Below are 25,120 nucleotides of genomic sequence, written 5' to 3'. Positions count from 1 at the left end.
AAAATTCAAAATTCGGTAATGCAATCAGATGGAAAATCTCAGAACAAAACCTGTATCAAGGGAGAAAAGAACAACAGATTTTAAACTGGTCTGCTAAGATACTACAAAAAATAATTGGTTAAAAATCGTATTAGCCATAGAATATTTGGAATCCTTAAGATTTAAAGAAATAATTAAATTTAGTGTTAACTTTTTTATATTCCTAATAAAAGACAATTAATCTTGAAAATTTAATAATTAACTAACTAGGTTTCTATTTCGCTGATTCAGAAAAGAAAATTTCAGGAACCGTCTGTTGAAGGTTTCAAAAATCGTTCATCGCTTGTGGAAAATGTAAAAAAACCGGTTTTAAGGTTTTGTTAAGTTTCAAAATGAATTTTTAATAAAAAAAAGATGAAACCTGCTGGGAAATGCTAAAACGGAAAACAAAATCTAGGCAAACCGGCCTGAATGGCGAACAAATGGGGTATTCACAGAAAAACCGTACAGCTTTCGGGCCATACGGTTTGGGAAAAGGGCAGGGAGGGCAGATTACTTATTTGAGTCGTTCCTCGTCTTCAACTCCACCTGTTTTCTTTTTAGGCTGTTTTTTACCGATTGATAGTTTCAACTGATCGAAATGCCAGTCGCTCGTGTACTCCATCACGCCTAGTTCCTGGGCCTGGATGCTGCTCTCGGTGAAGACAAAATTCTTCAGGGATGATTGCTCCAGTCCGGTAGCGACGAAAGCCGTCTGGGCGTTGGTTACTTTGACGTTCTTCACGTAGATATTTTTAGCGTAGGGAATTCCCTTTTCCGCCGGAGTTACTTTCTGAAGCATTGCTTTCCAGTGAGCGGGGATCGTTTCATGGGTATAGCCCGCGGGAAGCGTGGAGTAGCTGTAGGCCGGATACCAGTTGAGGTTAAACTGGAAAGCCGTATTCAGCGAATCCATTTCCGTATTCTGAAAGTAAATGTCCTCAATGGTACCGCCGCGGGTCGTGGCAGACTTGATGCGTAAGCCGTTATCGGTGTGTTTGGCGTAAAGATCGGTCGCCAGTACGTGGCGGATGCCGCCGGAGGTTTCGCTACCCAGCGTGACTAGTCCGGCCCCGCGGCGGGCAATGCACTTGCGAATGACCACGTATTCCGTGGGCTTATTCACCCGCAGACCATCCCAGTCGCGACCGGCCTTCAGGCAGAAATTATCGTCATTACAATCAATGTCACAGTTTTCGATCAGTACCCAGGTCGAGGAATCCACGTCCACGCCGTCGGTACTTGGACCGCTGCCGTCTTCATTATTCCGAATTACGACGCCATCCACGGTCAGGTGATCCGAATACAGGAGTTGTACCGTCCAGAAACCCGCGTTTTTGAACGTAAGCCCTTTCAGCGTAATGTCGCTGGAATTTTGCACCAGAAAGGTACGGACGCGTTTCACATCGTAATCCACGATCCAGCGTAGGCCTTTGGTATCGTATTCCTTGCGGGTTTTCCAGTATAGATCCCAGTTAAATTTTCCCCGGGCATTCACTACGCCTTCACCCGTAACGGCTGCATTTTTGGCGTCCATCACATTGAACAAGGCGGCGGGCCACTTCATTTCAATCCCGGCCACGCGGGTATCGATGTCGGGGTAATCTTCCAGCTTCTCACTGCCCAGAATCAGGACGTCTTTATTGATCTTTAAATGCACGTTCGATTTTACAAACAAAGCCCCCGTTACGTAGCTGCCCGGCTTGAACGTGACGATACCGCCGCCTTTTTGAGCACAGGCATCAATGGCTTTTTGAATGGCTTTGGTGGCGAGCGTTTTGCCGTCGGCTTTGGCTCCGTAGGCATTTACGCTAAATTCCTGGGAAGCCTCGGGGAAACGGCGGGCACCCGTCTTGGTAACCCAGTCCAGGTTTTGAGCCTTCGTATGCAGGCTCAACAGCAGAAAAAAGAGAAGCAAGTGTTTCGTCATAGTGTATTAGGTCGTGTGTTAGTAAAGAACCACGGCTTGTAAACCAATGACGAAAGAACCACATTTCTTTCAGAAACGAGGTTCCGGGCAGGAAGCTACAGGATAGTGTGAGCCCTAGAAAGGCTGATGCTCGATGCTCTGGGGATTGATCCCGACGGCATACGTATGTCCTTCTTCGGCCAGAAACGTGTTCGCAAACACTGCACGGGCTTCGGGCAAGAGGTGGTCTACTTCCCGGTACCGCGACGAGAAATGTCCCAACAGCAACTGACCCACCTGAGCATCGCGGGCAACCTGAGCCGCCTGTCGGGCCGTGGAATGGTTGGTCCGTACAGCTCGCTCAAGCAAATTGTCCGCAAATGTGGCTTCGTGGTACAGCAAATCCACTTCCTGTACGTACTGATACAGTTCGGGCAGATAAATAGTGTCCGAACAAAACGCGTAGCTGCGGGGCGTGGGCGGCGGAGTAGTCAGATCCTCGAAACGGTATTTTACCTGGCCGTTTTCATCCAGTACGTCTTTTCCGTGTTTCAGCTGAATCAACTCGTTCGGATGAGCCTCGGGGGGCACCAGCCCACGAATCAGATTCCGATCCCGGGGTTTTTCCCGGAAGATAAAACCGGTACAGGGGATGCGGTGCTGCAACGGAACAGTATCGACGGTCAGGTGCGGGTGATCCAGAATGCGTTCAACCTGGGTTGGATTGGTGGTGCGAAATTCCAGCGGATAGGTCAGTAACGTATTGGAGTATTTGAAATGCGTGGTAATGATTTCATCCAGACCGTGCGGACCGTAAATCACGAGCGGTTCCAGCCGCTGGGCCAGACTCATACTCGTCAGAAGTCCAAACAGTCCAAAGTAATGGTCACCGTGTAAGTGGGAAATAAAAATGTGGTGCAGCTTACTCAGCCGCAGTTTATACCGCAGAATCTGTAGCTGTGTACCTTCGCCGCAATCCAGCAAAAAATGCTCATTGTCATACGTAATCCACTGAGCCGTAGGATTTCTTTGCAGGGTTGGCGTAGCGGAACCCGTACCTAAGATGGTGACTTGAAATTGCAAAGCTTTGTAAGGTTTGTGTTTACGTGGGAACGGAAAAGAATTATTCCTCATCCAAAAAAAAGCCAGCCCTTAGGCCAGCTTTTCGTTTAATATTCTTCGTCTTTGCTGGAAGAGCTGCCGCCTTCTTCATCGGCACTTCCGCCGTAATCGTATTCATCGTCTTCTTCTTCGCGGAATTCGCCTTCGAGTTCGTTCATGAATACGGCGTCCACGGCTTCTTCGACGGTCGGCAGAATCGTCAGATCCCGGATTTTGGCTTCATCCAAGCTTTCGATTAAGTCCTCGTCCTTGCTTACCAGTACCAGCAGACCGCCGTCCCGCAGACACAGTTCGTTGGCTTTACGCAGTACCGAAAAACCATCCTGCTCGATCGTTTGTACCTTTTCCAGATCAAACACCATGTTCGTGTAGCCTTCTTTCCAGAGGGAGGCTACGGACTTGGAAATGCCCTGGGAAACTTCCGTATCAATAGTCGCCGTATTCACGTCGATCAATACGTACTGCTGGCTTTTTTCTATTTTAAACTCCATACGTTTACAGTGGTCCTTTATGATTTTTAGTTTCGGTTGATAGTCTATGCAGTGTTGTTGGTTGATAGTTGTTGGGGTTACTGGTCAGGAGATTGCTGAAGCTCTACAAATGTTCAGCTGATTAATCTAATGGAACTAGTGGCACCATTTTCAACTAAAAATCTATTTGTAAAAACAACAAACAACTAGCTATTTCTCGCCGCCAGCAAGGCCTGCACATTGGCTTCAATACGGGCCAGAGCGTTGGGATCGGGGGTTGGAGCAAACGTACGGCCCGTCACTTTTTCAAACAGCTCGATGTATCTATGCGATATTTCCTGCGTCCATTCTTCCGACATGGCGGGAACAGTCTGACCTTCTTTTCCCTGGAATCCATTAGCAATGAGCCACTCCCGCACAAACTCTTTGGAGAGTTGCCGCTGGGTTTCGCCCGCCGCCTGCCGTTCGGCGTATCCGTCGGCGTAAAAATAGCGGCTCGAATCGGGCGTATGAATTTCATCGATCAGGTAAATCTCCGTACCACGCTTCCCAAATTCGTACTTTGTGTCAACCAGAATAAGTCCCTGATCGGCGGCCATTTGGGTGCCCCGCTCAAACAAAGCCAGGGTATACTGCTCGAGTTGCGTATATTCTTCTTCAGAAATCAATCCCTGCCGGAGGATTTCCTCGCGGGAAATATCCTCATCGTGCCCTTCGTGAGCCTTCGTCGTGGGTGTAATGATGGGTTGAGGCAGTCGGTCATTTTCCTTCAGTCCTTCGGGCAGGGTTACGCCGCAAAGCTCCCGTAATCCGGAACGATACGTACGCCAGGCGTGACCTGCCAGATAGCCTCGAACGACCATCTCAACGGGATACGCTTCACATTTCCAGCCGAAACTAACGTTGGGGTCGGGTACTTCCAGTAACCAGTTGGGAACCAGGTCTGACGTCGCCTGCAGGAAGTGAGCGGCAATCTGATTAAGCACCTGTCCTTTGTAAGGGATAGGACTGGGCAATATCACGTCAAATGCTGAAATACGGTCGGAGGCAATGGCCAGCATCGTATCGTCAAAAAAGTATACGTCACGAACCTTGCCGTGATACAGGCCGGTCTGACCGGGAAATTGAAATTCGGTACGGGAGATAGGCATGAACCTTTGTATAAGTTGCGGGTGGCAAAATTAACGAGCTTCCGTACAAATGCCAACTTCTGGCTTCAATGAGTACGCACAAGCGGAAAGACCGTTCGAAGTTGAAAGATGAAGGGTTACCATTTTTCCTTCGTCTCTACCGTATTCTCGGCCCGGTGCGGGTGTTGCTGGAGGTACTGAATCTCCTGGTTGCGGGAAGATTCCAGCAGGCGTAAGGCCTGTTCTTCCGAAAGATTGACCTGATTCAGGGACTTTAGAATTTCTTCTTTCCGGGTGGAAGCCTGTACTTCGGCAGCCTGGGGTGGGGGCGTACTGGACGAGGAGTTGGGGGGCGGAGGCGTCGTGGGCATGTCAGGGCGGTCGATGTGCCGACGGCGAACAAATTCGTAATTAAAACGGGCCTGTTCGTTTTCGGAATTCCGCTCCAGGGCTCGCTGAAATTGTTCCTCCGCTCGTAGTGTATCGCCCGAAGAGCAGGCCAGAATCCCCAGCTGATTGAGGGCAGCGGACGCAATCCAGGCATCGGATACGCGAACCAGCCGACTATACTGCTCCAAAGCCAAAGCCGTGTCTTTTTGAGCAAAGGCCGCGTGAGCCATGTTCAGAATTATGTACGGATCGGGTACGAGTTGTGTTCGCTCCAGGTACTCGTAATACTGGATGGCCTGATCGTATTTTTTCTGACGATAGGCTTCCTCGGCCATGCGTTTGGCCTGATTTCGCTGGATAATTTGACTGGGCCAGCCCAGAGTTGTCAGCCAGATGGCAATTTTTAACCAGAAAATATTCATACACAAGCTCGACTCGGAGCGGATTACAAACGAAACGTACGCACCGTGATCAAAATATCCAGACTCAGTAATACCAGACCCAGAATAACGAAATAATAATAGCGATTGGACGTAATGGCTATTTTCCGCTGGTCGATCAGCCGCCCGGCTACCTGCTGGATGCTTTGGGTCAGTTTCGGGAAATCGTTGCGGACGGTGGTGATTTCGTAATAGTCGCCGCCGGTGGTCGCGGCCATTTTCTCCAGCGATTCGGATTGCAGATACGTACGTATAAAGGTGCCGTCCTCGCCTTTGATGAACCCATTACCCGAAGGAATGCGGCTACCCTCGCGGGTACCAACGCCCAGGCAAAAGAGCTGAATCCCCTGTCGGCGAATGGACCGAAGCGTTTTGGTAGCGACGCCGTTGAAATCTTCGCCATCGCTGATGAACACAATGACTTTCGAAGCATTGGCCCGTGTATGCTCGCCCGATTGTTTATCCAGGGCCATTTGCAGGGCTGGTTCGAAGGCGGTCCCCTGATCGGTCAGCATGCGGGTGTTGAGCGACTCGATAAAAACGGTCAGGGCGTTGCGGTCAAAGGTCAGCGGACATTGCAAGTAGGTGCCTGACGAAAAAACGATGAGGCCGAAGCGATCGTTGGGAAATTGCGTAATGAGTCGATTCAGTTCAAACTTGATGCGTTGCAGGCGGGAGGGCTGAATGTCCGTCGCATCCATGGAGCTAGAGACATCGACTACCAGAAAAATATCCTTGCCCACGGCCTGCACATCCCGTTCGGGATCGCCGAAGGAAGGCTCCAACAACCCAATGACCAGAGCACCCATGGCCGCCGAGCGAAGAAAAAACTTCAGGGCGACGGAGCGGGCAGAGGTATTGAGCCGGTGAGCGTACCAAAAAGTTCGACCCAAATAGATGAGGTATAGAATACCGAATAAAGCAATGAAAATCAGCTCCGTTCGTCCCCAATCACGATTAAAAATCATACTGCTATCAACGGTGAAAACTGCAAAAAACGAATTTTTTTTCGAAAAAACTTGTGTTTGGGGTTTTTAAGAGCCTATATTTGCGAACCGAAACGGAGAAGGAGAGGTGCCTGAGTGGCCGAAAGGAGCAGTTTGCTAAACTGTCGTACGCCTAAAGCGTACCGCGGGTTCGAATCCCGCCCTCTCCGCACAGTTTTGAATTTTTCGGGGTGTAGCGTAGCCCGGTATCGCGTCTGCTTTGGGAGCAGAAGGCCGTCAGTTCGAATCTGGCCACCCCGACTACTAAATTGACCAGTGCCCGTTCTCAGAATTCTGTGAACCACGCTGAAACCGGCTGAGTCTGGTCCTATAGCTCAACCGGATAGAGCAACTGCCTTCTAAGCAGTAGGTTGCGAGGTTCGACGTCCTGCTGGGATCACATTGGAAATCAGAGCCTTACGAATTTATTCGTAAGGCTTTTTTTATTGCCGCTCACCTACAAACTCACCTACATTACATTCTTTAATTGTCACCTATTAGTCTTAAAGCATACTAGCTAACGGGGGCTGCAATCTTATTAGATAATTAATTATTTGACCCTTCAAATCTTCTTTACTCGGCATTGCAAAGACTCAAAGGCTGGAAACTAGCTATCGTTATAGGGTAGCATTAGAATCATGTGAAGTTTAATATGTACCTGATACATTCTGTTGAAGTGAAAAGAGAAAGCTATGGCGTGGCTGCCTATGACACATACAGATCGAACGTACGAGGGTTATAGAATTTCTGAAAGGAAAGTGTGTTATCTGTGATGAAGTTACAAACGAATAGCTTATTCGGTTCATATCCTTGAACATAGAGACAATACTGATCCCTTTACCATTCTAGCGCGTATCAATTTTTTACAAGTAGTATATAATGAGGCTCGTAAACGTAACCTGGTTAGCCATGATCCTTTTGCTTCCGTATAGATAAAAGATACCAAGCCCCCGGAAATACGGTCAAGACTGAGGGAAATTACAGATATCGAAAAGTGAGATCTAATCTTTACGATATAGTAATTGAGATAGATCAGCTGACGATATATACAAATTATGTAAAAACACAATGCCCTAAAACATTGGGACTGAGGTTTGTATATTATTTTAATTATCATTTGTTAATTAAAATAATATTTTATAATAAGTTTTCATGAGGTAAAAAACTAACTTTGCTAGTTAGTACATGATAAAAGGAAGAATGTTCAAAGAGGAAGAAGTAGTTTCGAACAATTTGGGTGATATAAATAATAGATACTCAGGTGTAGCTGCGAATGGTAGCACATGGGAGATCTATAATGGGGACAGTTTAGCTGTTCTAAAAACTTTACCAAACGAATTCTGCGATTGTGTAGTAACTTCTCCACCTTACTTCTGGCTTAGGGATTATCAAAGCGAAGGACAACTAGGTTTGGAAGATACAGTTGAAGAATTTATTGAAAAATTAAATTCAGTAATGAATGAAATATATAGAGTATTAAAGCCAAGTGGAACGGTATTTATTAATATAGGGGATACCTATTATTCTGGAAAAGGCGAATCACAAGGGGTAGATAAAAAAAGTAAAAAAAGGAGATTCGGCTTAAGAGCAGTAGACAAAAGTGGAGGAATGGGTATAGGTTTAAAACCTAAAACTCTGATAGGAATTCCATGGAGATTGGCTTTAAAAATGATTCATTCTAATTGGATACTAAGAAGTAATATCATATGGTATAGAAAGCATTCTTTACCAGAAGCTGTAAAGGATCGACCCAAAAGAAGTTATGAGTTTATATTTATGTTTGTTAAAAAAAAGAATTATTATTTTGATAGAACTGATTTGTTAGAGCACGAGCAAGAAGATATGTGGACTATTACTGCTAGACCTAAAGCTGCAAAAGGAATACAAACAGCTCCTTATCCGGATGAGTTAGTTGAAAGATGCTTAAATGTAGGATGCCCAGAAGGAGGGATTGTATTAGATCCATTTTCAGGTAGTGGTACAACTGTTAGGGTCGCTAATAATTTAAGAAGGAACGGTATTGGTATAGATTTAAGTAATGAGTTTTGTTTGCATGCAGTAAAAGAATTACAAAAAAATTCGTTATAAGATCTGAAAGGCATGTATATACCAAATGATTTAATATGGTTTGCTTTAGAAAGGATGTACAACCTGCATCCTTTCTTAGGAATCACTTTTTTAACTTGTAAAAAAAATAACTTACCTATTGGGAAATCTATTGATTTTCCAATAGCAAATTATGAAACAAAGTTTCTCGAACAATATTTTAAGCCTGAAGAAGATACAAAATGGTATTTTAGGGCCTTTAGAATATCGGAGAAAAGTAAAGATTGGTTGAAGTATGACTATCCTTCATCAGGTTCGCAAGCTAACCGTACTCAAACCTTCGGAGGGGCTTTTATTCATGAAACAGGAACTGGCGAGTGGGGTTGGAATGAAAAATATATTAGTGAAATATCATCTGTAATCAATGCTAAAAAACTTTCTAAAATACCTGCATTTGCTATGGCATGTTGGCTATACAGAAAGGAAGATTTTTCGAGGAAGACTAATGCAGATGAAATTTTAGATAAATTTTTAAAGGAATTTAGTTTTTCTGACGAAGAGCTATTAAGTCTATTTGATTTAAATATACCTACTCGCTATCGAATTGGATATGAACTGGATGATAAACCTTTTGATTGGGAATTTACAAAAAGATTTTTAGGTATCTCTTCACCTCCTGATAAACCAGAAAATGATGTAAGTGATGCGACTTTATCCTACTTGCAAATAGTTAAAACAGGCCCAGTTGAAGATATAGAAGTTAATTTCAATGATAGAGTTAACATATTTACTGGAGATAATGGATTAGGTAAGACCTTTATATTAGATTGTGCATGGTGGATACTTACTAATACTTGGGTTTCTTATCCAATTTTTCCTGAAAATATAATAGAGGGAACAATTAGATATAGACTTATGAAAAAACTTAGAAAATATGCAACTCTACCAACTACTGTGTTTACATTCGATCCCCAAAAGGGAAATTGGATATCAAAAAAAGAAATTCCTGAAAATTATTTGCTAGGTATTTATGCAAGAGTTGATGGCTCTGTTGCTATAAAAGATCCTTTAGGATTTGAGCTTGACTATAGTTTGAAAACATTAAGAAGAGAAACCTTACTATTCTCTAAAAATGAGATTTGGAACGGGAAAAATTCTGATGTATTAACGACTAGAAAAATTTGCAATGGTTTGATTAATGATTGGACTACTTGGAGTAAAGATTACGAGAAAATATTTAATCTTTTCTCTGAAATATTTTCGATTTTAGCTCCTACGGAGGCATCAGATGCAAATCCAATACAAATTGGCTCTACACGTTCAGTCTCTTGGGATTCAAGAGAAATGCCATTTCTAAAATATTCTTATGGTGATGTAGCTATAGTTCACTGTTCAGAAGCGATAAAAAGAATTATTGCGTTATCCTATTTAATCATATGGTTATGGTTCGAGCATACACAAAAAGCTAATTTAGATAATAAAAATGTTTCGAATAAAATGGTAGTGATTATTGATGAAGTTGAGTCTCATTTGCATCCGAAATGGCAAAGACGAATACTGCCGTCATTATTAGCTATTACGAAAGAATTATCTTTAAAGTTAGATATACAATTTATAATCTCAACTCATTCTCCATCCGTTGTTGCTTCACTAGAACCACATTTTGACAATTCTATAGATTCAATATTTCATTTAGATATTAATGAGAAGGGTAAAGTAAAGATAGCTGATCAAGATTTTTCTATAATGGGAAGTATAGATGCGTGGCTGACGTCTGACTTTTTTGAGTTAAGTTATGCAGGCTCTTTAGAAACGGAAAAAGCTTGGCTTAAAGCTAAGAGCTTAATGAGTAAAAAAGATGTGACGATAGAGGAGTTGAAGGAACATACTGTTATATTAGAAAAACGTTTTCCAAATCATAATCTTTTTCTTAATCGTTGGTACCACTTCTTAGAATCCAAAGAAATTGACTAACCCATACAGTTAATGCTGAAAATTGATTTACATTCCGAGCCTTTAGATTTTGATAAAGATATTAGAACAAGAGGGTTGGAGTTTTTAAAAACAACACCCAATCCTAATCAAAATCAATGGAAAAGTCATGCATATTGGACTAGCTCCCTCGAAACGATGAGCAATTTGTACAATGGCGTTTGTAATTATTGTGCTGTAAAGTTGGGGAGGCATGCAACAAAAGGTAGTATTGATCACTTTATTCCAAAGTCTCAAAATCCAAATCTTGCCTATGAATGGAATAATTTTCGCTTTTGTAGCACTAGATTTAATACTAAAAAGGGGGTTGGTAAAATATTAGATCCATCTACGATAAATAATGATTGGTTCTGTATTGATTTTTCTAATCTGTTTGTTTGTGTAAATCCAACTATCTTAGATCCAATATTATTTAAAAAAATAGATGATACTATCACTAAATTAGCTCTTAATGATGATGATTTAGTTGATGAAAGATTTGAATATTATATTGAATACAAGAATTCTGAACGTACACTAGATAATCTGAAAAAGTGGGCTCCGTTTTTAGCAAGTGAAATGATTAAGCAAAATAAAATTTAAAAATATTTATTTTATCTATGTGATACGTAAAAATTACTGTTTTTATACCGAAAAAAGAAATATTATCCTTATATGAATTTTATTATTTATTTATTTTTTCTCCTGGAACCTCTCTATTAATTCCATGAATTCTTTCATCATGGTCGGTATTTCGATTTCAATTTCAATATTATTATTTATTAATTTGTCTTCTAAAAATCTATCAAATGAGATTAATCTATCTTGGATATTTGATGAAGTATTGATTAAATAGTGGTATTCATCAATAAATTTATTTAATTTAATTTTATCTTTTTCAAATAAGTTTTGGAATTTAATTAATGTGTCAATGTTGATCATTGTTAGATTGCAGACAATGAATTTATATTTTTTTAAATGTTTCTTAAATTCTTTGTTCAGAATGTGATTAATTCCTTCTAGGCCGAACGAACTATCAGTGTAGACTATAATTGGATATATGATAGTACTTTTATTATTGATATCGTCAATTGCTTTAAATGTTCCCTGACTAATAGCATTTATAGTGTTTATTATCTGCATTATACCTTCATCTTTGCCTTTTCTATCTTTTACAAACTTTATATATATTTCTTCTTTAATTCTATTAAAGTCGTAGCTGAATTTTGCTTCAGAGTTCAATAGACAGTTTTTAAATTCAAAAATAAATACGTCATTTTTTTTACGCATGTAATAGTCTGGCTCACCGGCTGTTATAATTTTTTTTAACTCTGATCCTGGTTGCATAGAATCCATATTCTTAAAATTAATTTCCATGCATCTGTAAAATAGATTGTTTTCTGTGAACTCTTGACCAAAAATACTCATAAAATCTATCGAGGACTTAATTCTACTATTGTTATATATAGCTTTTTCTTTTACAAGTTCAATTCCCATTTTAAAAATTATTCCTTGATATATTTTGTCTATAAGGAAATTTTTACTTAGATATATATACCTGCTACCACTTGCTTTATAAATAGGGTAATTTCTAATTTCTTTGAAATCTTTATCGTATTTTATAGGTTGATTATTTATAGCTAAAGTTTCTAGAAAATTTAAAGCAACTTGGTGATTTTTAGAAACTGTTGTATAGCAATCAACATTAAATGTTTCATAATTGGTCATATAAAATAATAATAGATGATATAGATATGAGTCTGAGTCCTCTATATTATAACTTTTAAGAAATATGTTTAAATAATCAGAAAATTGTTTGTCTGATTTGCAAAATTTAAAAAAATATGAAGATTTTATAAACTGGGGTCTAAAATCTTTAAATTCTTGGAGTTCTTGTACTGGTAATCTATATTCTAATAAAAATTTAATTATATCTTCAATAGAGTTAGAGGAGTATATATATTTATTTTTTTCTTGTTCATCAATCCATTTTTGAGTGCACCACAAATAAGCTTTAAATATATTATGATCTTTTTCAGCACTTCTTTTTGTTTTAATAGGTAATTTTTCAGCATTCATTAGTACATGCTGAATAAATATTAATGAAGAAGTGTTATTTATAAAATTAAATTGATGATTTCTTTTTGATAATATATAGTTGATATATGTTTGTACTTTTTTCTGAATTTGTTTTGGTAAACCTTTTTCTATCAAATTATATAAATATATTTGGGCTAATGAGTTTGAGAGTTTTTGATTGTGGATTTGAACAGTATATGAACACACTGAGAATAGTAATTCTTCCGCTGAAATATTTTTTATATACTCAAAGAAACTTTTTTTGCTATCAGATGAATAGATGTCATTGTAGGATAGGGAATTAACAAAAACTGGCTCTCTTTCTTTTGTGGTCATAATCATTAATTAAAATTATTAGTTTGAAATAATCAGAATGTAAGATATAATATTTATTAATAAATACTGTTATGAAAAGCATAAGGATAATTCATTATATGAATTATCCTTATGGCTTTTCATAGATAAACTTACTGTAATCCCAATTTACTACATTGCCCATTTACGATAGTCATCATCCCAGCCCAGCTTTCACCACTTTGTGCCTTAGCACCAATATTGTATGTTCCAGCAGGTCTGGTAAAGGTTGCATATCCAGCATCACCGCAGTTAGGTATACGCGTACCGTCGTAGATGGTAATGCTTCCCTCTGAGGTTCCATTGACAGTCACGGCTACATTCCCTTTTACATTGTTTATCCTATACAGGTAGACTATACCTTGCCCTGTAGTAGCAATGTTGTCCACTAATGCAGCCTTAGCCGTTGATGACTGTCTATCAGCCCCTGATACTACTAGCGTAATATTGTAGGTGCCGTTTTGCTTGTATGTGTGAGTCACATCAGTACCATTATATGAACTTCCATCTCCGAACGTCCAGGTATAGGTAAAGGCTGTGTTCATTATACCTTCTACTCTGGTTCTAACTTTTCCGCTCCCCAAGTATTCTAAAGTAAATTTTGAGTTCGGTGGTTCTGGAGTGGGTTCTGATCAAGAGCTAATAAATAACTTAATATTAAAAGATATATCGGTATGGGTAGATAAACATAAAACATAAGTTTTAAAACTGTTTGCTATAATTAAGATTTATTTATAGAATGCATTTATTCAAAGAGCTTCAATAATTTATTGAAGCTCTTTGAATAAACCTAATTATTTGAATTAGTTATTTTTTATTGATTCTGTTACTTTGTTGATTATGAGATACTTAGGATCGATTACATATGAATTGTCGGAAGTGATTGATAAGTTGGTTACTTTTTTGAGAGCTTCTATAAATGCTAATGTATCGAAATTTTCACCTTTATCGAATTGATTTTTTAGATCACTTATTGTAATATCATCATTAACTTTCGCTTTTAGATTTAATGAATTAATTAACTGAATGTTATCTTTAAAGGTGATATTAGATACAATATTATTTGTTTCTATTAATTGCTTGGGTGCATTGATTCTAAGCGGTAGTTTTCTGATATATCTATTATTATTGGCTGAAAATTCTATCACTGCTTCTAAGTCGTAAGATCTTTGATTGATGTTGAAGTGCTTAGAGTTTAATGGTATGTCAAATTCTAAGTTATATTCGTTTATATTAGTTAACGTAAATTTTGAAGCTAATATTGATTTTTTCAAATCTTCGCTAACTCCCAACGGTAGTCCAAGAAGATCTATCACTCTCGGGGGCTTAGGACTATTTATGATAACCATATTGATGTTTGGTAATTTAAATCTTACTTTTGTATTATATTTAAATGTATTATCTAATGGATTTAATGAAGGTATTACGTCATATACTTCGCAGAATGGATTAGGATAACGCTCTGTTGTTAGGTCATATTTGTCATATTTTATATCAAGGTATTTATCATTTATTGGTTTGTCTATAAAAAGACGAAATGGGATGCTAATATTGGCAATATTGTTTATGCTATTAAAATCATCCATTATTTTTTGTTCATCTCTTTCAATTGAAATTTTAAATGTATAATATCCGTTCCCATTGCTGATAGGATTATCTTTTATTAATTTAATACTTTTGATATATTCTGAATTTCCTTCCATATTTTTTTTAGAGTAATCAAAATCTAGACTTACTAGGTTAATAACATCTTGGTATGGTAAAGGTCCAAAAGTGACTGATAATAGCAACGGTTGGTCTGAAGGTATATTCTTAGTTGTCAATGTATTAATTGGATTAGTTATCTTGCTTAACAATTTCCATGTTTTTTCTATATCATCAACAGTTGGTAATGTTGTTAAATTTGGTTTTTCAAACATGTAAGTATAAAAAGTATTAGTAGAGCTTTTCATGTTTGATGAACTACCCCACTTTACTGAGCCATCCAATTGATAACTTAGAAATGGATATTTACCACTCGAACTCATTTGGTGATCAAATTTTATTTCATCTTTAGTTGAAACACCTTTAGATGTATAAAAGCTCATGCCGTAGAAACTCCCGATAATTTTATCATCTGTTTTAGCACTTTTATCATAATACTTTAACCAAAGACTGTATAAAGGTCCAAACTCTGCAGATGATATTTCTCCATACTTAGCTTTGTTATATATAGTTGCCAATTTATTCTTAAAGAAACCAGCTGCAATACTTATTTGAGAAGTCTGATCTTTAGTTGTACCTGTGCTAAATTGAGATTTGCCGTTATAGTATGCTTGAAAATTTAGATCTGAACTTAAATCTATTTGAGATTGAAATAGTTTATTTGTAGTATAATTTAATTTATAGTTACTTCCGTTATCGTCAGGGTTTTCTATACTAATCTGCCCCCCTGATTCATCGAACGAAGTATTTAATAAAACTGGTAGAACTGGTTCATTTGCCGGGCTTATTACAGATAAATCATTATTTCTTATTATATAACTACCCATCTTGATAATTTATTATCCCGAAATATAAGATTGTTTTTTATGTGATTATCCTTTAGCATTTGTTCTGCTGACGCAAGAAAATTTCTCAGTAATATAGTTTTTAAATTTTCGTCTTTATTAATTTCTTTTTGTCTCTGACTATTATTTCTCCATGGTGATCTAGGTCTGCAATCTTTATTCATACAAGCCTTTTGTTCTTCTGTTAGCAATATGCCATCTGATTGTAATATACTTATCATTTGTTCTTCTAAAACTTTTATTGCCCTCTTTTCCTGGGCATTACAAATTATAGAAACGAAAAAAAGGAAAATTGAAGTGAGTAAAAGTGCTTTAGTGTTCATTGATTTGTTTTTTAAGTATTAGGAGGTAGAATTTACTCAGTGTGAATTTTTATACGAATAGATTCATGATGCTTACATTCATCATTAAATGAAATGCAAGACGAAGTGCAGTCGAAGTTTAAAGAGCGAACAGGTATGTGTTAGTGTTGTGGTTTTATCAATACATCACGATTAATTGAAAAGGTTATCAAAAAAATAAAAAAAGACGAGTCGCTATACGACTCGTCTTTTGCAGGGATATGTCTGTAAATTATTTTACTGTAATCCCAGCTTACTACACTGCCCATTCATAATCGTCATCGTCGCAACCCAGCTTTCGCCACTTTGTGCCTTGGCAGAAATATTGTAAGTCCCGGCAGGTCTGGTAAAGGTTGCATATCCAGCATCACCGCAGTTAGGTATACGCGTACCGTCGTAGATGGTAATGCTTCCCTCTGAGGTTCCATTGACAGTCACGGCCACATTCCCTTTTACATTGTTTATCCTATACAGGTAGACTATACCTTGCCCTGTAGTAGCAATGTTGTCCACTAATGCAGCCTTAGCCGTTGATGACTGTCTATCAGCCCCTGATACTACTAGCGTAATATTGTAAGTGCCGTTTTGCTTGTAGGTGTGAGTGACATCAGTGCCATTATATGAACTCCCGTCCCCGAACGTCCAGGTATAGGTAAAGGCTGAATTGATTATACCTTCTACTCTGGTTCTGACTTTTCCGCTCCCAAGGTATTCTAAAGTAAATTTTGAGTTCGGTGGTTCTGGGGCGGGTTCTGATTCCTTACAGGAGCTAACAAGGAGAAACAAAGACAAAAAAACGAATAGGTAAGTGTAGGTACGCATAGGATGTGAGTTTGTTTTAATTATACATGCGTAATTATATTCAAAGGTTATCAACTCAACAAAGAATAATTTACTAGTATATTTTGCACAAAAAAGCCCCAAGGTCAGTTGGGGCTTTCAAAGGCTGTTTAATTGTCCAGATTATCAGGCCTTAGTAGTATAGTATCGTAGCTCAGGAAAAAATCCCGGATTAAAGTTTTTCGGCTTTCTCCTGAGCTTTTTCTTTTTCAGATCTTTCGTACATGGTTAGTTTCTGCTGAAGCTCCATGTTTTGTTGACTTAATTCATTAAGTCTTTCTAATACCTTTATATATTTTACATCGCTTTCTTGGGTATGGGGCTTTCTATCTAGTACTAGTTCTTCATAGGTTACATTGTAAAATGACAAGATCTTATTTAGTACTTCAAATGAAGGAGCCCTTTTGGCAGTCTCAAGCATACCAAGTGCAGATGTACTTAAGCCTAATTCTTTAGCTACTTGGGATTGATTTAATCCCATTTCCTCTCTGAGTGATTTTAATTTTCTACTAAAAATCTGAATTTCAGACATTTAAAAATATCTTTAAAATAATTATCACTTAAAGTGTTTTTAATTCACTTAAAGTGATAATATTTGTACGACGATAGACGAAAGTAAACGAAAAACACCGATAATCTCTAAAAATCGGTGATTCATCCTTCTGCGTGCCTCATTTAAAAAGTGTTAATCTATGGAACCTTCGAAATTGAATCGAAGCCAACTGGAAAGGGTCGTTCTTTTAGCCCGGAATGATTTTCTCACCCGTCGGCAATGCACAGAAATGGGCGATAAGTTTTATGACGAGAATCTTGTTCCGGAGGCTGCCCGGAGAACGATTGGTGAGTACCTTGGAAACAAAATCAGTAGCTTAAGTAATACTCAACTCGTAACGGTCGTCAAATACATTCGCGTAGTCATCACCGAAGAAAACTACGAAACGTTACTCACCCAGTGCGGCATCCGGTACATTCCTACTCAGCAACTTCAAGCTGCCTAATGATGAGCGTTAACCCCTTTGAAATCCTGGAGCAGAAGATCGATAATCTGGCTCTCCTGATTATGACGAAAAGTGCGGCTCCTGTTGAAGAAGAAGACAAAATGTTAAACCTGGAAGAAGCGGCAGCGTATCTGGGCATGGTGCAGCAGACCATTCGTCGGAACATCCGAAAAATACCCCATCGGAAACGTCACGGACGATTATTCTTCTTCAAAAGTGAGCTAGTACAGTACGTAAAGAATGGCAAATAGTCCCTGTTAACTTTCCCTCTCCATCCATGCAGAAAAAATCGAAGAAGGCTCTCACGCTGAGCCTTGTGACTGGTGTTGTGTCCTCACTGGTCGCCTGGGCCATTATGCGGCCTAAAGCCTCTAAGTCCACTGTCAAATCTCCACTCGAAGAAACTCACCCCCTCGGAGTATGAACCCCTCCCTGACGCCCCAGCAGGTAGAACTCCTGTTTTGTCTATTCATCTGGCTCTGTATTCCAGTACTTTTTTTCGGAGCGATGGGCCTGATCTGGCTCATCAATCGGGTGCCTCAAAGGTTTACGTATAGTTTAAATCGTTGGGTTGATAAAGTGCTTTTGAAGGAGGTGTAACATGAGCTATTTCGAAGATTTAGCCCGCCGTGAAGGTCACGCTCGTGAGCAAAGTGTCGTACACGGCCTGAAAGGGCAGATAGGGCTGGAACGAACCCAAAAGCGATTAGCCAAAGTAGACACCCGTACGCTATCCGAAAATGGCCTGAAAAACTTCAACGAGGCCACGATGGACGCCAGTTGGCAGGAAGCGGCCCTACAGGCGTATCAAAACGAGATTACCGTTCAGGCCGAACGCATTCGCTATCAGAGCCAGCTCATCCGACAGATGTTAACCCTGCATAAAATTTCCGAACTCGAAAAAGATCTGGTGCTGAGCGATGCCCGGCTCGCAGCCCAAGACCCCCACACGATTTAAATTCTAACGTTTCTATCTCCCCTTGTATGTCTATTAAAAAATCAGTCTGGCTCAGTCAGATGGGACTCATCTTTTGTGTCATTTTCGGCCTCTTGTTCTGGTGGGGCCTGATTGCTCTCCTGTTCTGGCTCGGGTTTCAGGTCATTGGCCTAATGCTGGTGATCATGGCATTCGGTACGGTGATGTATTCGCTTTATCAAACCTATCGTCCGGTATCCAAATGAATCATACACCTGTTACGCTGAATGAGAAGTGTCGGAACAATCTTCTTCAACTGGCCGAATACCTAATCCGTGGTGAACTCAAGGCCCGGTTTAGTATGGATCAGTTTGCCGAACAGCAATACGGACATACCGAATGCGGTACGGTGGGCTGTGCCGTGGGGCATGGCCCTCACGCGGGCATTCACAAGTTAGCTAACGAATCCTGGGTGGAGTACTCATACCGTTGCTTCGTGATGGATAGTGATGCCAAGAAAAATGATTCGAATGAAAGCGAGGTTTCGCCCTGGAACTGGTGCTTTGGAGCAAGCTGGTCTGAGTTCGATAACACGGCTGTCGGAGCCGCCCGCCGGATTGTATACATGCTGGTGTACGGCGTCCCTGATGTGTACGAGTCGCAGGGAGTCGAACTCTACAAAACGCTGATTGGCAATAACTGGGAGTTCATTTTGATGCAATACCCGGAGCTACGGACGGGGGAGGTGGTGGTGCGGGAGTGTCCGATCAAGGTTTTGCCCCAAATAAGATAGCTATGAAAATACTTGTCGCATTCTCCGGGGGCAAAGATTCCCAAGCCTCGCTGATTTGGGCCGTAGACAAATTCGGTATTAAAAATGTCTCTGCGGTTTTCTGCGATACCGGTTGGGAACATCAGTGGACCTATAACCACGTAGTGAGCATCTGCAAGAAAATGGGTGTACCGCTGGTAGAATTGTCCAGTAAAAAGTACAAAGGCATGGTAGGACTGGCTACTAGTAAGAAACGTTTCCCGTCCACCAAAGCCCGCTTTTGTACGGAAGAACTAAAGACCAAACCCATGATTGATTACGTCCTGGATGAAGTTAAAGACCACTGTATGATTATTCAGGGTATCCGGGCTGACGAAAGCAAAAACCGTTCACTCATGGCCCAGCAGTGTACCTACTTTAAATACTATTTCCAGCCGTATGATGATAACCAGCGAAAACTGGAGCGGTTAGAGGTAAAGAAAAACCTGTCTCCCAAAGAAGTAGCTAAGAAGGTCATTTTATTAAAGCGTATAGCGATGGGAAAGCTAGACCCGGTGTACTTCTCGTACCGAAAGCGGGATGTAATAGCTTTCTGCAAAACTTTCGCGGATGAAGTTTTTCGACCCGTATTTGACTGGACGGGGCAGCAGGTCATGCAGTACATTTTAGAAAATGGACAAAAGCCTAATCCTTTGTACTATCAGGGATATTCCCGGGTGGGGTGCTTCCCTTGTGTGATGTGTACGCATAGCGAACTCAGAATCATGCTTGAAAACGATCCAGAATACATTGACCGGGTTCGGGATGCTGAACAATTTGTAGGGCGTACATTCTTTCCCCCTAATTACGTGCCTAATCGATACGCTTCAAAGACGGATGTGAAGTCAGGTAAGCGAATCAACTCGATTGATGATGTAGTAAGATACATCAGTGATAAAAACGCAACGGGCGAACTCTTTCCCGAAGAAAAAGACACGGATCGGCGGTGTATGTCTTTCTATGGCATTTGCGAATAACTAACCTTCAATAAAAATGGCTCACCCTTGTTGCTGCTGTGGGGGCGAATGCCACTGCCACGGCGATATAGACGACTGTGTCGTCTCACTAACCCCGACTGATTGTACCACCTGCGGCTGTAATGGATCCGGTCGCTGGGACGATGCCTTTGAAGACTATCACGACCCTGACGGACTTGACTATGAATACGCCGAAGATGAATAACGCTGCTGATGAAATCTGTGTTGGTCTACGATTCAAATCCGTCTGGTTTGAGTGCCAATACGTAGAAGTGACGGACATCGACGAAACAGTCAATAAGCTTTCAGTGAAAATCGTGCGGAGTGCTCAGCATTGGCACTTTGAGGATCACTGGGATTTAGCGGTTACGCGGCTTGCTTTCAAACGTAAGGAGTACTTTAAAATCTAATCCAATGAAGAATTGTTTGAAAAACATGAGTCGTCTTTTACGTCGATTACATGACTACGCTATTTCCAGACCTTGGGTCTTGGCTGATCCCTTTCCAGAAGCTCCATACGTGCGTGAAAGAGAGATATTGTTATCTAGTTCAGATTGGGAAGCTGTACGCCATAAGCCCAAACTAAAGTTTCGGCTACTGAAACGCTACAAGTACACTACGTATACCTGTCTCAAGGTAGATAATCGCGTGTTCTTACTTCCTATTCCAAAGCAAAAGCTAAGGTTGCCGGAAGTTGAGCGGTGTAATCAATGTGGCACCCATGCGGTCGCTCTGGTATACGTTGGGGACTATAATGTGCCGGTGTGTGAGGAGTGTGAAAGACGTACTTGGTTTTCCTCTTACTGGGTTGTCAGGAATGAATTTGCCGCAAGCGAAAGTATTCGCCGTGCTTCTGCCTATCTGCTTACTTCCTACTACACCCCTGAACGCTTAGAGCAGCTTCAAAAAAGAAAGGGAGTTGATCAAACTTCTTGATGCATCTCACAAAGGATAAACCCTAAAAAGCGGAGCTTTTAAAATGGGATATTCTAAGGGTCGGTTCCCCGCCACACGCTAAAACACTGATAATCAGTAAAGCTTAAATTCATTTCCCAATGCTTATTCAACGCGATTCCTTCATTTCATTCGAACCCTCCCGAATTGTGACGTTCAAACGATGGGCGAAGTATAAGCCCGATGAACTGACCGAGCAACAAATGCTGAAGCTAGTCAGCGAAGGCATTGCGGGTAATGAAGATCTGGCCGGTGAGCGTATCAAACGGGAAAAGGATAAACGCGATGAAAACCTGATTCGCAGTAACCTATACAATGGCTGGCTGAATCCGGCAGCGGCCCGGAATATGCGTACGATCTTGATGAACTGGACGCAGGCCATTGAAATGCACTCAGATAAGCAGGCCGTCAATGCGGAGCGTATTTTCCCCATTCTGCTTACGCTGACGTGGCCAGGGACTCAGTTCGTAAGCGACTATGACGCGAAAATTTGCCTCGAAAAGTTTCTGAGTGGGTTAAATCGTTTTGAAGACACCCGGTACGAACGCGAAAAACGCAGCATTCAATTCCAATACCCAGGAAAGGAAAACCGATTAATGCGGGAAATCACACTGAAAGAAGCCGCGGACCGACACGCCAAAGCCCTGAGAAAGTATCTCTGGCGGGCCGAGCCCCAGGAAAACGGCAACATTCACTTCCACCTGTTACTGGATGGTTGGATCGACAAAGATTCCTGCCGTCAGTTCTGGAACAAAAAGGTGGAGGAATACACCGGAGCCGTGAGCATGTATCAGTACTCCCAGCAGCAGTTCTACCGTATCACCCATAAAGTTCGGAATGATCCTGAAACGGTGTACGGTACTTCGAAAGAAGATTGGAATCCACGAAAGCCGTTCGTCTACAATGGATACCGTTTTCGACTGGACCAGGATGCACAGAAAATGAAGATCAGTAGCATCCGTAACCGCATCAGCAAGGCCGTCTCTACGCAGAAAATGCCCTTTTTGATGGAAGAAGGGGAGGTACTTCGGGAGCTATTTCAGGAAGCTATCTATACCCGAAAACTTCCATCGACCAATGCTCTGACAAAAGCCGCCGAACAACTGCAGCTAAACGCCTTCTGTAAAGCGGTTGATAACGAATTCATGGATCCGCCGACTACACGCATTGAATCCATGCGGAACGTTCGAAGTCTGGCCGCGTATCTGGCCAAATACATGGCTAAACCCACGGTAAAACAGGTCACTGAAAAGGTAGACCTTGAAAAAGAGGCTGATAAAGAGGGTTACGAATGGGTAGGAGACAAGCTATTCGACGATCAGGAAAACGAGGTTTTGCCCGAAAAAACGAGCATCATTACTCACGGGCGGCGGCTTCACGGTCGAATTTGGGGCAAATCGCGTGCGTTGAACATCATCAAAGACTTTGGCTTCTTCAAGCTTTCCGAAAGCTCCTACACTAGTTTTCACGGCATGGTTGAAACCGGACATGAAGTCAAGGAAAAGAAGATACAAAAGCGAGTACCCAACCCGGATTTGTTTGGTGTGGTGCATTACGATATACAGACCGAGGTGGATCGTAAGATTGTCCCCGTAATCGATTACAAAAAAGCAACGGGAAGTCGCATTACGCAGGCTGCATTGCCTTACTATGAAGTCGTACGGGACTTTTTGGGCGAGGGTAGCTATTGGCAGGATACGGAAGAGGGCAAAGACCCCAACGTTACGATTGTCAAACTCTCCCAGCAACTACCGAATCCTTCTGGAGAAAAACCTACTTACGTGGGCTATACGCAAACGCAACTGATGCAAAGGTTTTCCCATGTGCTCAGGGATGCTTATCACGCCCACTATCACGATTTATTCTACACCCTTTATAATTCCCCCAAACACCTGGAGCACGGGGAAGAACCCCCCACTGATGCAGTCGCTACTAACCACCGACTCCGATTTATGCCAGTCATCGCAACCGCTGTTGTTGCTGCCTGAGTATGAGATCGGGAACGGGATACGAATGAAAACCTACTTACACTTCGGCTTTTGGGTAGTTGGCACTCGGGGCGAATTGGCCCATTTTCGGGTAAAGCACATCATCGAAGGCAAAGTAGAAAAGGAAGTATTCGTACCCCATTTTGTCGTTACTCATGATCAGATCAATGCTAAATGCTGGATTACTCATGTATCTAGGCATTTCAGGGTGATAGACTGGAATCAATTTATGCCCGCTTATATGTGTGCCCTGGAACTTAGAGGCTATGAACTGGGCGATGAAATGCGATTTGTTGAACTCTAACTTTAATTCTTAGACTATATTTCTTCCATGACGACTCAAGCAGGCTCTCTTTTCCCTTCAGCATATGGAACCATCGATTTTTCTACCAATTGGAATAACAAGCTGAACTGTAATTTTTTTACTACCGTGCGGCTTTGGAGAAATCAGTTTCGCGTAGGGGATAAATGGATCGTTCGGTTGAACGAGAAAGAAATCAAGCTAGTACAGGTATTAACGGTAAAACCGGTACGACTTCATGAATTAGATAGTACGATAACCCTACTGGACGCCGGACTAATGCCGGAGAGATTCCGGGAACTCATGCTCGAAATATATGAAGACCATGTGCCTTCCGTCGATGATGCCTTGTTCGTATTAGTGGCATTGTCGACTATTGAAACGTACGCTGTAGCTCCTGCCCAGTAATTCCGGTATATGCCCGGAGATTGCCGGGAAGTTTTGCAAAGCCATGTTCGTAGACCCTCAAAAGTTATCTATTCTCCGGGACTTCTCCGGTAAATCCCGAAATGATCCCGACCCGGTAATGCGGGAAATATATCGGCAACTGGTAATTGAGAAAGCAAAGGAAATTGGAGTGCATTTAACGCTCGACCACTTTCCGGCGTTTGCCCGAGAAACGCCGGAAAATATTGATGAAAACGCACCGGAAACAGCCGGAAACGAAAAACCGAACATTCCGAACGCATTACCGGAATATCCCGGAGAATGCCCGGTGTGCGGGATAGCCATTAAAAGTAACTTAGCTTGGTTAGGACACAAGAAGGTTCACCATTAGCCGGAGATATGCCGGGAAACTCCCGGAAAATTCGTATTTTTAACTCACTAATCAGACAGTTATGGCAAAGCCTTTAACGCCTCAGTACTATTTATCAAATGCCCGAGAAATGCTGAGTGCGAAAGCCGAGAAACAGGGCAATCATTACGGAAATGTAAAGTACGTGCAAACCGCTAGTGGTACGGCGTACCTGGCGGTATTGTTAGCTATTGACCGCTTTCTGCAACAAAAGGAAGGGGCCAAGTTCGTTAAGCCAAGATCTATCGAGGAATACCGGAGTCGAGTCGGAAAACATAGTCGCAAACTGCTCGACCTATTAAATGAAGCCTACGATATGCTACATCTGGTCGGCTATTACCACGGCACTACGTCGGTAACTTCCATTCAGAACGGATTAAAAGCCGCTGAGAAAGTAATCGAAATGACAGAGTAATTATCTATTCATTATTGGTGATAATTCCACTAAAAAAGCCCGGTAATAACCGGGCTTTTTCGTTTCGTTTAATTCAGGTTGAATCGGCATCGGAGTAAGTGGCAGCGGCCAAAATGTTGTTCAATGATGGGAACGTCCGTTCCGTAAATGGTCGCCCTGTTTTTTGCGAGTTTGGGTAGGGCGTGGTGTAGGCCGCTTTCGGTAATTCTCCGGCGAAAGGTGGGGAGAGTAATGCCGAGAAAATCTGCTAGTTCAGTCTTAGAAATTCCGGCTGATTGTACTGCTGTTTGCATAAACTGAAAGGGGAGTGAAAACGAAC

The 25,120-nt window shown here is 41.3% G+C and carries 30 protein-coding genes, 3 tRNA genes and 1 pseudogene; 20 read left to right on the top strand and 14 right to left on the bottom strand.

All coding sequences use genetic code 11. The annotated features are described in order from the left end of the window. Positions 1–535: 535 nt before the first annotated feature. From BWI97_RS14510 to BWI97_RS14485, 6 genes are all read right to left on the bottom strand, one after another. Entirely contained in the window at positions 536–1,948 is a 1,413-nt protein-coding gene (locus BWI97_RS14510; protein WP_094816925.1) for a glycoside hydrolase family 28 protein, read from the bottom strand. 114 nt (positions 1,949–2,062) lie between these two features. Beyond that, a complete protein-coding gene (locus BWI97_RS14505; protein WP_094816993.1) occupies positions 2,063–3,010 on the bottom strand; it encodes a ribonuclease Z in 948 nt (315 codons plus the stop codon). A gap of 86 nt (positions 3,011–3,096) precedes the next feature. Further along, entirely contained in the window at positions 3,097–3,540 is a 444-nt protein-coding gene (locus BWI97_RS14500; protein WP_094816926.1) for an STAS domain-containing protein, read from the bottom strand. 185 nt (positions 3,541–3,725) lie between these two features. Beyond that, positions 3,726–4,670, bottom strand: coding sequence for a phosphoribosylaminoimidazolesuccinocarboxamide synthase (locus BWI97_RS14495; RefSeq protein WP_094816927.1), 945 nt, complete (start codon positions 4,668–4,670; stop codon positions 3,726–3,728). 116 nt (positions 4,671–4,786) lie between these two features. Next, positions 4,787–5,461: a hypothetical protein gene (locus BWI97_RS14490; RefSeq protein WP_102201505.1), complete on the bottom strand. Its 675-nt coding sequence runs from the start codon at positions 5,459–5,461 to the stop codon at positions 4,787–4,789. 23 nt (positions 5,462–5,484) lie between these two features. After that, positions 5,485–6,447 carry a VWA domain-containing protein gene (locus tag BWI97_RS14485; protein WP_102201504.1) on the bottom strand — a complete coding sequence of 321 codons (963 nt, stop codon included), beginning with the start codon at positions 6,445–6,447 and terminating at the stop codon, positions 5,485–5,487. Positions 6,448–6,547: 100 nt separating this feature from the next. Between BWI97_RS14485 and BWI97_RS14480 the strand changes: the two genes are divergently transcribed. From BWI97_RS14480 to BWI97_RS14455, 6 genes are all read left to right on the top strand, one after another. After that, positions 6,548–6,635 (top strand) — tRNA-Ser (locus tag BWI97_RS14480). 17 nt (positions 6,636–6,652) lie between these two features. After that, positions 6,653–6,726, top strand: a tRNA-Pro gene (locus BWI97_RS14475). Between the two features lie 63 nt (positions 6,727–6,789). Then, positions 6,790–6,865 (top strand) — tRNA-Arg (locus tag BWI97_RS14470). A gap of 785 nt (positions 6,866–7,650) precedes the next feature. Continuing rightward, positions 7,651–8,553 carry a site-specific DNA-methyltransferase gene (locus BWI97_RS14465; RefSeq protein WP_199182011.1) on the top strand — a complete coding sequence of 301 codons (903 nt, stop codon included), beginning with the start codon at positions 7,651–7,653 and terminating at the stop codon, positions 8,551–8,553. 12 nt (positions 8,554–8,565) lie between these two features. Further along, the gene (locus tag BWI97_RS14460; RefSeq protein ID WP_102201503.1) at positions 8,566–10,485 is read left to right on the top strand and encodes an AAA family ATPase; all 1,920 of its coding nucleotides are present in this window, start codon (positions 8,566–8,568) and stop codon (positions 10,483–10,485) included. Positions 10,486–10,497: 12 nt separating this feature from the next. Next, positions 10,498–11,085, top strand: a complete 588-nt coding sequence (locus BWI97_RS14455) for a hypothetical protein (protein WP_102201502.1) — start codon at positions 10,498–10,500, stop codon at positions 11,083–11,085. A gap of 90 nt (positions 11,086–11,175) precedes the next feature. Here the strand turns inward: BWI97_RS14455 and BWI97_RS14450 are convergent, their stop codons facing one another. The 7 genes and pseudogenes from BWI97_RS14450 to BWI97_RS14425 form a co-directional block, all read right to left on the bottom strand. Then, the gene (locus BWI97_RS14450; protein ID WP_146010947.1) at positions 11,176–12,897 is read right to left on the bottom strand and encodes a hypothetical protein; all 1,722 of its coding nucleotides are present in this window, start codon (positions 12,895–12,897) and stop codon (positions 11,176–11,178) included. A 131-nt stretch (positions 12,898–13,028) separates the two neighbouring features. Continuing rightward, positions 13,029–13,460 (bottom strand): PKD domain-containing protein, encoded by a 432-nt coding sequence (locus BWI97_RS14445; RefSeq protein WP_102201500.1) that lies wholly within the window; start codon positions 13,458–13,460, stop codon positions 13,029–13,031. 258 nt (positions 13,461–13,718) lie between these two features. Next, entirely contained in the window at positions 13,719–15,446 is a 1,728-nt protein-coding gene (locus BWI97_RS14440; protein WP_102201499.1) for a hypothetical protein, read from the bottom strand. After that, entirely contained in the window at positions 15,431–15,787 is a 357-nt protein-coding gene (locus BWI97_RS14435; RefSeq protein ID WP_102201498.1) for a hypothetical protein, read from the bottom strand. The genes BWI97_RS14440 and BWI97_RS14435 overlap by 16 nt, the downstream gene beginning before the upstream one ends. Positions 15,788–16,042: 255 nt before the next feature. After that, positions 16,043–16,249, bottom strand: coding sequence for a hypothetical protein (locus tag BWI97_RS28355; protein WP_233207863.1), 207 nt, complete (start codon positions 16,247–16,249; stop codon positions 16,043–16,045). Between the two features lie 99 nt (positions 16,250–16,348). Beyond that, positions 16,349–16,627: pseudogene (locus tag BWI97_RS28350) on the bottom strand (PKD domain-containing protein); the annotation flags it as partial. A 190-nt stretch (positions 16,628–16,817) separates the two neighbouring features. Further along, complete coding sequence (locus tag BWI97_RS14425; RefSeq protein WP_102201496.1) at positions 16,818–17,177, bottom strand: helix-turn-helix domain-containing protein; 360 nt, start codon at positions 17,175–17,177, stop codon at positions 16,818–16,820. Between the two features lie 160 nt (positions 17,178–17,337). Between BWI97_RS14425 and BWI97_RS14420 the strand changes: the two genes are divergently transcribed. The 11 genes from BWI97_RS14420 to BWI97_RS14380 all read left to right on the top strand — a co-directional run bounded on the left by BWI97_RS14420 (position 17,338) and on the right by BWI97_RS14380 (position 23,289). Continuing rightward, the gene (locus BWI97_RS14420; RefSeq protein WP_102201495.1) at positions 17,338–17,643 is read left to right on the top strand and encodes a hypothetical protein; all 306 of its coding nucleotides are present in this window, start codon (positions 17,338–17,340) and stop codon (positions 17,641–17,643) included. Between the two features lie 2 nt (positions 17,644–17,645). After that, entirely contained in the window at positions 17,646–17,894 is a 249-nt protein-coding gene (locus BWI97_RS14415; RefSeq protein ID WP_158242765.1) for a helix-turn-helix domain-containing protein, read from the top strand. Between the two features lie 169 nt (positions 17,895–18,063). After that, positions 18,064–18,243 (top strand): hypothetical protein, encoded by a 180-nt coding sequence (locus BWI97_RS14410; RefSeq protein WP_102201493.1) that lies wholly within the window; start codon positions 18,064–18,066, stop codon positions 18,241–18,243. 1 nt (position 18,244) lies between these two features. Beyond that, entirely contained in the window at positions 18,245–18,601 is a 357-nt protein-coding gene (locus tag BWI97_RS14405; protein WP_102201492.1) for a hypothetical protein, read from the top strand. A 26-nt stretch (positions 18,602–18,627) separates the two neighbouring features. After that, on the top strand, positions 18,628–18,825 hold the full coding sequence (locus tag BWI97_RS14400; protein WP_102201491.1) for a hypothetical protein: 198 nt from the start codon (positions 18,628–18,630) through the stop codon (positions 18,823–18,825). Further along, on the top strand, positions 18,822–19,352 hold the full coding sequence (locus tag BWI97_RS14395) for a hypothetical protein (protein ID WP_102201490.1): 531 nt from the start codon (positions 18,822–18,824) through the stop codon (positions 19,350–19,352). The genes BWI97_RS14400 and BWI97_RS14395 overlap by 4 nt, the downstream gene beginning before the upstream one ends. A gap of 2 nt (positions 19,353–19,354) precedes the next feature. Further along, complete coding sequence (locus BWI97_RS14390; RefSeq protein ID WP_102201489.1) at positions 19,355–20,347, top strand: phosphoadenosine phosphosulfate reductase family protein; 993 nt, start codon at positions 19,355–19,357, stop codon at positions 20,345–20,347. A gap of 16 nt (positions 20,348–20,363) precedes the next feature. Next, positions 20,364–20,552, top strand: a complete 189-nt coding sequence (locus tag BWI97_RS27415) for a hypothetical protein (RefSeq protein WP_146010946.1) — start codon at positions 20,364–20,366, stop codon at positions 20,550–20,552. Next, positions 20,530–20,757 carry a hypothetical protein gene (locus BWI97_RS14385; protein WP_158242764.1) on the top strand — a complete coding sequence of 76 codons (228 nt, stop codon included), beginning with the start codon at positions 20,530–20,532 and terminating at the stop codon, positions 20,755–20,757. The genes BWI97_RS27415 and BWI97_RS14385 overlap by 23 nt, the downstream gene beginning before the upstream one ends. Positions 20,758–20,782: 25 nt before the next feature. Continuing rightward, a complete protein-coding gene (locus tag BWI97_RS27410; protein WP_146010944.1) occupies positions 20,783–21,283 on the top strand; it encodes a hypothetical protein in 501 nt (166 codons plus the stop codon). A gap of 119 nt (positions 21,284–21,402) precedes the next feature. Beyond that, positions 21,403–23,289, top strand: coding sequence for a hypothetical protein (locus BWI97_RS14380; RefSeq protein ID WP_102201487.1), 1,887 nt, complete (start codon positions 21,403–21,405; stop codon positions 23,287–23,289). A gap of 37 nt (positions 23,290–23,326) precedes the next feature. Here BWI97_RS14380 and BWI97_RS27690 read toward each other — a convergent pair whose 3' ends face one another. Further along, positions 23,327–23,479, bottom strand: coding sequence for a hypothetical protein (locus BWI97_RS27690; RefSeq protein WP_158242763.1), 153 nt, complete (start codon positions 23,477–23,479; stop codon positions 23,327–23,329). A 240-nt stretch (positions 23,480–23,719) separates the two neighbouring features. On the opposite strand from BWI97_RS27690, the gene BWI97_RS14370 reads away from it, so the two are divergent. The 3 genes from BWI97_RS14370 (at position 23,720) to BWI97_RS14360 (ending at position 24,801) form a co-directional block, all read left to right on the top strand. Next, positions 23,720–23,998, top strand: coding sequence for a hypothetical protein (locus BWI97_RS14370; protein ID WP_146010943.1), 279 nt, complete (start codon positions 23,720–23,722; stop codon positions 23,996–23,998). A gap of 118 nt (positions 23,999–24,116) precedes the next feature. Next, complete coding sequence (locus BWI97_RS14365) at positions 24,117–24,368, top strand: hypothetical protein (protein WP_158242762.1); 252 nt, start codon at positions 24,117–24,119, stop codon at positions 24,366–24,368. A gap of 61 nt (positions 24,369–24,429) precedes the next feature. Then, entirely contained in the window at positions 24,430–24,801 is a 372-nt protein-coding gene (locus BWI97_RS14360; RefSeq protein WP_102201483.1) for a DUF5618 family protein, read from the top strand. The last annotated feature ends 319 nt before the right edge of the window (positions 24,802–25,120 follow it).

It is taken from the genome of Siphonobacter sp. BAB-5405 (genome assembly GCF_002872335.1).
GTDB lineage: Bacteria > Bacteroidota > Bacteroidia > Cytophagales > Spirosomataceae > Siphonobacter.
This window is presented reverse-complemented; position numbering and strand designations above follow the sequence as displayed.